The organism is Pseudomonas sp. P1_C12, from assembly GCF_056406435.1.
In genome coordinates, this window is sequence record NZ_JBFUAE010000005.1 from 398,141 (window position 1) to 406,116 (window position 7,976).

Consider the following 7,976-nt stretch of genomic DNA (forward strand, 5'->3'; position numbering starts at 1 on the left):
ACTGGCGCTACATGACTGTCAGAACAACACCTTCGCCACATCCGCAAACCGCTTGGCGAAATGCACGGTAATACCGTCCTTCAAATACTCCGGCAGCTCTTCGAAGCTCCCTCGGTTGGCCTCAGGCAAGATAAGCTCGAATATCTTCTGCCGCCGCGCCGCAATCACCTTTTCCCGCACCCCGCCAATCGGCAGGACATGCCCGGTCAACGTCAACTCACCGGTCATGGCCACGCCTTTTTTCGGTGGCTGGTTGCGCGCCAGCGACAGCAGGGCACTGGCCATGGTCACGCCGGCGCTCGGGCCGTCCTTCGGCGTTGCGCCTTCTGGCACGTGCAGGTGGACGAAGGCTTCGTCGAAGAACTTCGGATCGCCGCCATACGACTTCAGGTGCGAGCTGACGTAGCTGTAGGCGATTTCCGCCGATTCTTTCATCACGTCACCCAGTTGCCCGGTGAGCTTGAACCCACGGTTGAGGGTGTGGATGCGTGTGGCTTCGATTGGCAGGGTCGCACCGCCCATGCTGGTCCAGGCCAACCCGGTGATCACGCCGACACCCGACAGCACCTGCTCGTTGCGGAACACCGGTTTGCCGAGCGAGGCCTCCAGGTCTTTCGGCCCGAGCTTGATCACCGCTTTCGGCTCGTCGAGCAGTTTCATCACCGCTTTGCGCACCAGTTTGCCGAGGTTTTTTTCCAGCTGACGCACGCCCGCTTCACGGGCATAACCGTCGACCAGTGCCTTGAGCGCGCTGTCGCTGATGCTCAGGCTGCCCTTGGACACGCCGGCTTTTTCAAGCTGCTTGGGCCACAGGTGACGCTTGGCGATGGCGACTTTTTCTTCGGTGATGTATCCCGACAGGCGAATCACTTCCATTCGGTCCAGCAACGGGCCGGGGATCGAATCGAGGGTGTTGGCGGTGCACACGAACAACACTTTCGACAGGTCCAGACGCAGGTCGAGATAGTGGTCGAGGAATTCGACGTTCTGCTCAGGATCCAGGGTTTCCAGCAGCGCCGAGGCCGGGTCGCCCTGGTAGCTCTGACCCATCTTGTCGATCTCGTCGAGCATGATCACCGGGTTCATCACTTCGACGTCCTTCAACGCCTGCACCAGCTTGCCCGGCTGTGCGCCGATGTAGGTGCGACGATGGCCCTTGATCTCGGCTTCGTCACGCATGCCGCCAAGGCTGAAGCGATAGAACGGCCGGCCCAGGGACTCGGCGATGGATTTGCCGACGCTGGTCTTGCCCACGCCCGGCGGACCGACCAGCAATACGATGGAGCCGCTGATCTCGCCTTTATAGGCACCGACCGCGAGAAACTCGAGGATGCGGTCCTTGATGTCGTCGAGACCGGCGTGATGTTTGTCCAGCACCTTGCGCGCGTGCTTGAGGTCGAGTTTGTCATCGCCGTAGACGCCCCACGGCACCGAGGTCGCCCAGTCGAGGTAATTGCGGGTGACCGCATACTCCGGTGAGCCGGTTTCGAGCACCGACAGCTTGTTCATTTCCTCTTCGATGCGTTTCTGCGCTTGTGGTGACAGGACTTTGCCGGTCAGCCGCTGTTCGAACTGTTCGAGATCGGCACTGCGGTCATCCTTGGTCAGTCCCAGCTCCTGCTGGATGACCTTGAGTTGCTCCTTGAGGAAGAACTCACGCTGATGTTCACCGATCTTGCGATTAACTTCGGCAGAAATCTCTTTTTGCAAGCGCGCGACTTCGACTTCCTTGCGCAGCATCGGCAGGACTTTTTCCATGCGCTTGAGCATGGGCACGCAGTCGAGGACTTCCTGCAGCTCACTGCCCGTCGCCGATGTGAGCGCGGCGGCGAAGTCGGTCAGCGGCGACGGGTCGTTGGGGCTGAAGCGGTTGAGGTAGTTCTTCAGCTCTTCGCTGTACAGCGGGTTGAGCGGCAGCAGTTCCTTGATCGCATTGATCAGCGCCATGCCGTAGGCCTTGACCTCGTCGGTCGGCTCGGTGGGCTGGTGCGGGTATTCGACTTCCACCAGGTACGGCGGGCGGTGATGCTTGAGCCAGGTCTTGAGGCGTACGCGGGTCAGGCCCTGGGCGACGAACTGCAGTTTGCCGTTTTCGCGGCTGGCGTGGTGCACCTTGACCAGCGTGCCGTAGAGCGGCAGGGCCGAGGTATCGAAGTGGCGCGGGTCATCCTGGGGCGTGTCCATGTAGAACAGAGCCAGGGAGTGGTGTTCGGACTTGGCCACCAGGTCGAGCGTCTCGGCCCACGGCTCTTCGTTGACGATGACCGGCAGGACCTGGGCCGGGAAGAACGGTCGGTTGTGGATCGGGATGACGTAGACCTTGTCCGGCAGGTTCTGGCCGGGCAAGGCCAGGCCTTTGCCGGGTTTGTGTTGTGGAGCGCTTTGCGGATCGGCGTATTCACTCGGGTCTTCGGGGAATTCCTGCTGGTCGCTCATGGGGGCACCTGCGCAATGGGTATGGGTCTTAGATGGGGCAGGTTGGCGGTGGTTTCAACGGTCATTTTCTGCGAAGCGGTGTTTCGCAGGCGTGTTCAGGAGAGAGACAGGTTAGCTGGGATTCGGCACGACACGGCCCCTGTAGGAGCGAGCTTGCTCGCGAAAGCGGTGGGCCAGACTGCATTTACATCGTCTGACTCACCGCTTTCGCGGGCAAGCCCACTCCTACAGTGGTCCGGGGGGATTTGAAATCTGCGGCCACAAAAAAGGCGACGTCCTCACGGGCGTCGCCTTTTGTTTTACTGCCGCTAAAACTTACTCGGACAGTTTGTACGCGATCACATAGTCACCCATTTTGGTGCCCAGTGAGCCGTGGCCACCGACGACCAGCAGCACGTACTGCTTGCCGTCCTTGCCGGTGTAGGTCATCGGCGTAGCCTGACCGCCAGCCGGCAGGCGCGATTTCCAAAGCTCGCTGCCGGTGTTGACGTCATAGGCGCGCAGGTATTGATCCAGCGTGCCGCTGAGGAAGCCGACGCCGCCGGCGGTGACCATCGAGCCGCCCATGCTTGGCACGCCGAGTGGCAGGCCGATAGGCAATGGCGAGCTGTCGCGGCTCGTGCCGTTCTTGCGTTTCCACACGACTTTGCTGGTGGTCAGGTCGATGCCGGCCACGTAGCCCCAGGCCGGAGCCTGGCACGGTACGCCGAACGGCGACATGAACGGGTGCATGATCACCGCGTACGGTGCGCCCGTGTTCGGTTGCACGCCCGCTGTTTCGCTCTCGCGCTTGCTGCCGGCCGCGACTTCGGCGCGAGGCACCATTTTCGAGACGAAGGCCATGTAGTTCGGGCTGGTGAACAGCATCTGGCGAACCGGGTCGACCGAAACTCCGCCCCAGTTGAAGACGCCGACGTTACCCGGGTAGATCAGGCTGCCCTGTTCCGACGGCGGGGTGTACTGACCTTCGTAACGCAGCTCCTTGAACTGGATGCGGCACAGCATCTGGTCAAACGGGCTGGCGCCCCACATGGCTTTTTCGGTCAGGTCCGGGGCCAGCAGGTTCAGGTCCGAGCGGGCCTGGGTCGGTGCGGTGTGGTCGCCTTTCACGGCGCCTTGCGGAACCGGTATTTCCTTGATCGGGATGATCGGCGTGCCGTCGCGACGGTCGAGGACGTACAGGCTGCCTTGCTTGGTCGGCTGGATTACAGCCGGCTTGATGCCGTCGGCGGTTTTCATGTCCAGCAGGGTTGGCTGGCTGCCGACGTCCATGTCCCATAGGTCGTGGTGAGTGAACTGGTAGTTCCAGCGCACCTTGCCGGTGGCCAGGTCCAGCGCGACCAGGCCGGCACTGAACTTCTCGGCGCCCGGGGTGCGGTCTGCGCCCCACTGGTCAGGGGTCTGGTTGCCCAGTGGCAGGTAGACCATGCCGAGTTTTTCGTCGACGCTGGCCAGCGACCACATGTTGGCCGAGTTGCGGCTGTAGTGTTCGCCCTCTGGCAGCGGTTCGGTCGCGTCGGGATTGTTGCTGTCCCAGTTCCACACCAGATGACCGTCGTGTACGTCAAAGGCACGGATCACGCCGGATGGCTCGTTGGTCGACTCGTTGTCGGTGACGTGGCCGCCCATGATCACCAGGTCACGGGTGATCGCTGCTGGCGAGGTGGAGTAGTAGCCACCAGGGGTGAACGGTCCGATGCCTTGAGTCAGGTCAACCACACCGTTTTTACCGAAACCTTCGCAGACCTTGCCGGTGTCGGCGTTGAGTGCGATCAGGCGCGCATCGGCGGTTGGCAGGTACAGACGACGCGGGCAGGCCTGGGCGACGGCTTTGCCGGCCTCGGAAATCACTGCCGAGGCAGCGTTTTCAGACTTGGCGTAGGCCGCTTCGTCGTAATACGACACGCCACGGCAGGTCATGTGGGCGAAGCCCTTGAAGCCCACCGGGCTCTTGATCTGCGGGTCGAAACGCCACAGTTCCTTGCCTGTGTCCGGGTCCAGCGCCAGCACCCTGCTATGGGCGGTGCAGGCATAGAGCATGCCGTTGGCCTTGAGCGGGGTGTTTTCGTTGGTCAGTTCCACCGGGTCATCGGCGGTTGGCAGATCGCCGGTCTGGATACGCCAGGCTTCTTGCAGCTTGCCGACGTTGGCCGGGGTGATCTGCTTGAGCGGCGAGTAGCGGTCACCGAATTCGCTACGGCCATAGGCCTGCCAGTCGCCTTCGGACATCTGCGGCGCAGTGCTGGTCATGTCAGCCGAGTCACGACCCAACTCGCCCAAGGTCTCGCCCGGATGGGTGAACTGGCTGGCCACGGCGGTGGCACCGGCCAGGACCACGGCGACGCTCAAGGCGCCAGTGCCCATGGGGGCAGGGCCGTTGATCAGCAATGGACGTCGGAACCACGGCAGCAGCATCACCACACCGAGGGCGAACCACAGTGCCAGGCGCGGCACCAGTTGCCACCAGTCCAGGCCAACTTCCCACAAGGCCCACAGGGTACTGGCGAACAGCACCAGTGCGTACAGGCCCAGCGCCGCGCGGCGGGCGGCGATCAGCAGGACGCCGCTCAGCGCGATGCCGATACCGGCCAGCAGGTAATACAGCGAGCCGCCGAGCATACTCAGCTTGATCCCCCCGGCCAGCATGGCCAGGCCCATTAGCAGAAGCAGTATGCCGAGCAGGGTCGGCCATAGACGGCTTCGACCCAAGGCACTATCTGTGCTCATAGTGTGATTCTCCGTGACGTTTCAAGTAGTCCCGCGCCAGTTCACTGTAGATGATGATCCGGCGCGGGCATGGTTCAGATAAAAGCGTGCAGCCTGTGTAGGAGCTGGCTTGCCAGCGAAGGCGGTGTGTCAGTCGGTACAGGTGTCGCCTGACACGCCGCTTTCGCTGGCAAGCCAGCTCCTACACAGATTTTTGTGGTGTTTTTTAGAACGACGACTGGACCTTGATCCCGCCAATCAGCGCATCATCGACCTCGTTCACGCCACCGGGATGGCGGATGTACTGCAGGTTCGGGCGCACGGTCAGCCAGTTGGTCACGTGCACGCCGTAATAGAGTTCGGCGCTGTATTCGGTGTCCTGGGGCGGCAGGAAGGACGGATTGTCGAAATCGAAGACCGCGTTGGCCTGGTTGGTCGCCTCGGCATTCTTGCGAAAGGCCGGGTTGACGTGGACGCGGGCCATGGCGAAACCGATGTCGTCCCTGGCGCGCGCGTCGAACGGGCCTTTGTAGACAAGGCCGGCCTGGACGTAGTTGTCGATGGCGTTGGTCTTCTTGTCGTGCATGGTGCCGTTGGCGAACAGGCTCAGGCCACGGGAGTGGTCGCTGGCGAGGCTGGTGACTTGCTGCTGAAGGCCCAGCCACACGCCGTGCTTGCTCGACGCGCTACGGTAGGCTTCGCCACTCAGGGCGGCAGGCTGGCCATTGCTGTCCTTGTAGACATCGGTGGCGCTGGCGCTGCTGTAGTAGTAACCGGTGCGGTATTCACCCGGCAGGCCATTGAGCTTCGGCGTCCACACCAGTTCCACCGGCAGGACCGCACCCTGGGTGCCGCTGCCGCTGAGCTTGAAGCCATTGCCGCGATCCAGGTTCGACGAGTTCTGCTCAAACGCGCCGATCTGCGCGTACAACTGCGGCGTCAGGTGATATTTGACCCGCATCGCCCACTGGCTGACCGGCCAGTTGTACCAGATGTCGCCCGCCCAGTTGCCGACTTGGGAGCCGCAGAACGCCAGGTTCTGGAAGTCGCAGGGGAAGCTGTTGAAATCTTCGCCTTCGCCGAAGCGGCCGACCTTGATGTCGAGATTTTCATCGAAGAACTTCTGCTGGTACCACATCTGCGTCAGGCGCCAGGTCTGGCCGCGGCCCCAGACTTCCTGGGCCGAAGTGAAGCCTCCGACACGCGGGTCGTTGATGCGGTCGTTGCTGATGTTGTTGCCGCTGCGTTCGGTGATGGTCAACTGGAACTCGGCGTCGTCCCAGCCGAGGATTTTTTGCAAGTCCAGATGGGTGCCCAGGCCGAACTGGTCGCTGTAGCGCGCGGTGCGGTCGTGGTCGTAGCCGCCGTGCAGATTGCTGCCCATTTCACCGGTGTAATCGACTTTGAAGTCGTAGCCTTTTTCCGCGAGTTCTGTGCGAGTGCCGTTCCAGTCTCCGAGCATCCACGGTGAATCGCTGTCGAAGGCAGGCGCCGCCTGAACGCAGGAGGCAAGGCCCAGCGCGGTGAGGCCACTGATCAGGGGCAGGATGTTTCGCTGGGCAGCAGTTGCAAAGACAGCGCTGTCTCGCAAAGATTTAAAGTCAGGCATAGAGACGGAGTTCTTGATCTTTTTCTGGGGGATAAACGGAAAGCAGCAGGCGTGAAGCGAAAGCAGAAGCGTTTCAGCAGGCAGCGGGCGCAAGGATAATGTCCCGTTACAAATAGAGAAAGGGCTTTTACTGACATGCATCCTTTCGGATTTGGTAACAGTGACAAAAGATCGCAGCCTGCGGCAGCTCCTACAGGATACGGATTCCAATGCAGGAGCTGCCGCAGGCTGCGATCTTTTCCGTTTCACCTACATTTAACGTAAGGTGCGCGGCTTCCAATTCCCACTCTGCTCGAAGGCCCGGCATGACCGAACACAACCCTGACCCGCTGCACGGCGTAACGCTGGAACAGATCCTCAACGCGCTGGTTGAACATTACGAGTGGTCGGGGCTGGCCGAACGCATCGATATCCGCTGCTTCAAGAGCGATCCGAGCATCAAGTCGAGCCTGACGTTCCTGCGTAAAACCCCGTGGGCGCGGGAGAAGGTCGAACGCCTGTATGTGAAGTTGATGCGCACCAAACGACCGCTGTGAACAGGGCCAATCCGTCCGGGTTTCGCCGTCGTTTTGTGGCTGTGGCTGCCACGCTCGGCTGGGCGGGATTGAGCATCCAGATGTACCTGATTCTCCATTCACGCTGGACGCTGGGCGCCAGCCTGATCGGTGGGCTGATGAGTTTTTTCAGCTATTTCACCGTGCTGAGCAACACCCTGGTGGCGACCGTGCTGACCTGTGAATGGACAACCCGTGAGTCAGCCGCGCGCCGCTGGTTCCTGCAACCTTGGGTCAGCAGTGCGATTGCTGTGAGCATCGCCGTGGTGAGCCTGGCCTACAACCTTCTGCTGCGCCACTTGTGGCATCCCGAGGGCTGGCAATGGCTGGCCGATGAGCTGTTGCATGACATCATGCCGTTGCTGTTTCTAGGGTATTGGTGGCGTTGTGTGCCCAAGGGCACATTGCGCGTGTGGCACATCGCGCTGTGGGTGATTTATCCGCTGGTTTATTTTGGCTATGCGCTGCTGCGCGGGCATTTGCTGGCGGTTTATCCGTACCCGTTCATTGATGTCGAGAAGCTGGGTTATCCACAGGTGTTCATCAATGCCGGCGGGTTGTTGGCGGGGTTTGTGGTGATCGCGTTGTTGGTGATCGGGCTGGATCGGTGGCTTGGGTCTCGTGCCAAGAGTCAGCGTTTGTAGTGTCTGACACTCCCCCATCGCGAGCAG

Annotated in this window: 5 protein-coding genes; 2 read left to right on the plus strand and 3 right to left on the minus strand. The window is 61.4% G+C overall.

Translation table 11 applies throughout. The features are described from left to right. Positions 1-18: 18 nt before the first annotated feature. From lon to AC1D19_RS12230, 3 genes are all read right to left on the minus strand, one after another. Complete coding sequence (gene lon / locus AC1D19_RS12220) at positions 19-2,436, minus strand: endopeptidase La (RefSeq protein WP_477763325.1); 2,418 nt, start codon at positions 2,434-2,436, stop codon at positions 19-21. Between the two features lie 315 nt (positions 2,437-2,751). Beyond that, entirely contained in the window at positions 2,752-5,163 is a 2,412-nt protein-coding gene (locus tag AC1D19_RS12225) for a glucose/quinate/shikimate family membrane-bound PQQ-dependent dehydrogenase (protein WP_477763326.1), read from the minus strand. A 205-nt stretch (positions 5,164-5,368) separates the two neighbouring features. Continuing rightward, positions 5,369-6,751, minus strand: a complete 1,383-nt coding sequence (locus AC1D19_RS12230; protein ID WP_477763327.1) for a carbohydrate porin — start codon at positions 6,749-6,751, stop codon at positions 5,369-5,371. A gap of 305 nt (positions 6,752-7,056) precedes the next feature. Between AC1D19_RS12230 and AC1D19_RS12235 the strand changes: the two genes are divergently transcribed. Continuing rightward, complete coding sequence (locus AC1D19_RS12235; RefSeq protein ID WP_108216564.1) at positions 7,057-7,287, plus strand: VF530 family protein; 231 nt, start codon at positions 7,057-7,059, stop codon at positions 7,285-7,287. 80 nt (positions 7,288-7,367) lie between these two features. Then, on the plus strand, positions 7,368-7,949 hold the full coding sequence (locus AC1D19_RS12240) for a Pr6Pr family membrane protein (RefSeq protein ID WP_477763328.1): 582 nt from the start codon (positions 7,368-7,370) through the stop codon (positions 7,947-7,949). The last annotated feature ends 27 nt before the right edge of the window (positions 7,950-7,976 follow it).

Coding starts and splice junctions, on each gene's coding strand:
- AC1D19_RS12235 (WP_108216564.1), top strand. CDS start 7,057: ATGACCGAACACAACCCTGACCCGCTGCACGGCGTAACGCTGGAACAG.
- lon (WP_477763325.1), bottom strand. CDS start 2,436: ATGAGCGACCAGCAGGAATTCCCCGAAGACCCGAGTGAATACGCCGAT.
- AC1D19_RS12240 (WP_477763328.1), top strand. CDS start 7,368: ATGTACCTGATTCTCCATTCACGCTGGACGCTGGGCGCCAGCCTGATC.
- AC1D19_RS12225 (WP_477763326.1), bottom strand. CDS start 5,163: ATGAGCACAGATAGTGCCTTGGGTCGAAGCCGTCTATGGCCGACCCTG.
- AC1D19_RS12230 (WP_477763327.1), bottom strand. CDS start 6,751: ATGCCTGACTTTAAATCTTTGCGAGACAGCGCTGTCTTTGCAACTGCT.